Origin of the sequence: Mesorhizobium sp. M4B.F.Ca.ET.089.01.1.1 (genome assembly GCF_004022605.1) — a bacterium.
GTDB lineage: Bacteria > Pseudomonadota > Alphaproteobacteria > Rhizobiales > Rhizobiaceae > Mesorhizobium > Mesorhizobium abyssinicae.
This window is the reverse complement of the sequence record NZ_RZOS01000843.1, coordinates 1-1,311: the sequence shown is the minus strand read 5'-3', so window position 1 is coordinate 1,311 and position 1,311 is coordinate 1. Positions and strand designations below refer to the sequence as shown.

The following is a 1,311-nucleotide window of genomic DNA, read 5'->3' as shown; positions in this document are numbered from 1 at the left end:
GACAGGTGTTGACGCGGCCGCAAGGCGATCCAGCTGATGAAGGCCAATGTCTGCGAACGCATCTCCTTCGACGACGTGGCCCGCAGCGTCGGCCTGTCGAGGCCGCATTTCTTCGCCCTGTTCAAGGAGCAGACCAATCTGACGCCGAACGTCTATTGGAACACGCTGCGGATGGAGGAAGCCGTGCGCCAGCTGCAATGGTCGCAGGAACCGCTGATCTCGGTCGCCTGCAATCTCGGCTTCACCACCCAGGGCAATTTCTCGCGCTTCTTCCGCGACCATGTCGGCGTGCCGCCGACGCTCTATCGCGAGGCCGCGCGAGCGATGGCTTGAGCGGCCCTGGCTGCAGCGGCTCTATTTTCAGACTGATTGATAGGCACTCAAGACGCATTGATAAGCGCCGGCTGCCTGTGCGCCCTACCCTTTCCGCCATACGCATCCGCAAGGGAACGGCTCCATGGCGAAAGTCACCATCTCCAGCGTCATCGACGCGCCGGTCGAACAGGTCTGGGCGCGGATACGCGACTTTAACGGCCTGCCGGGCTGGCACCCGCGCATGGTCGAAAGCCATATCGAGGACGGCAAGGACGCAAGCACTGTTGGCTGCGTGCGCAACTTCCAGCTCGTCAGCGGCGCCCGCCTGCGCGAAAAGCTGCTCGACTTCTCCGACGAGAAGTTTCTGGTCAGCTACTCCATCCTCGAGACCCCGCAGCCGATCACCAATCACAAGGCGACGCTGCAGTTGCGGCGTGTCACCGACGGCGACCGCACCTTTGCCGAATGGAGCGCGAGCTTCGACGCCGCTCCCGAGGAAGCCGACAAGCTCGCCGAAGGCATGGGCGCCAATGTCTTCCAGGGCGGCTTCAACGCGCTGAAGAGCCATTTCGCCGGCCAAAGCTGAGCCAAGGAGCGTGCCATGGCGCTTGCCCTCCAGACATTCCCGACGGTGAAGGACGCGAACGCGGCACTGCAGGCCGCCGGCACGCGCTATCTCGGCGGCGGCACGTTGGTCGTGCGCGCCGCCAATGAAGGCGATGTCTCTGTCTCCAGCCTCGTCCGCGCCACCGAACCGTCACTGTCGGCGATCGCCGTTTCCGGCGGCAAGGTTCGCCTCGGCGCCTCCGTCACCATGGCTGCGATCGCCCGCCACCCGGAGCTCGCATGGCTCGCGCCCGCCGCGCGCGCCGTCGGCGGCCCGGCGATCCGCAACATGGCAAGCGTCGGCGGCAATCTCTTCGCGCCTGCGCCCTACGGCGACTTCGCCGTCGCGCTGCTTGCGCTGGACGCGAGCGTCGCCGCCGAGGATGGCGA

Annotated in this window: 3 protein-coding genes; all 3 read left to right on the top strand. The window is 65.9% G+C overall.

All coding sequences use genetic code 11. From position 1 onward, the window contains the following. Positions 1 to 36 precede the first annotated feature (36 nt). Complete coding sequence (locus tag EN780_RS34420; protein ID WP_245500215.1) at positions 37 to 333, top strand: AraC family transcriptional regulator; 297 nt, start codon at positions 37 to 39, stop codon at positions 331 to 333. 124 nt (positions 334 to 457) lie between these two features. Next, the gene (locus EN780_RS34415; protein WP_127286803.1) at positions 458 to 901 is read left to right on the top strand and encodes an SRPBCC family protein; all 444 of its coding nucleotides are present in this window, start codon (positions 458 to 460) and stop codon (positions 899 to 901) included. A gap of 15 nt (positions 902 to 916) precedes the next feature. Then, positions 917 to 1,311: FAD binding domain-containing protein (locus EN780_RS34410; protein ID WP_189557002.1), on the top strand; the 395-nt coding region annotated here is incomplete at its 3' end.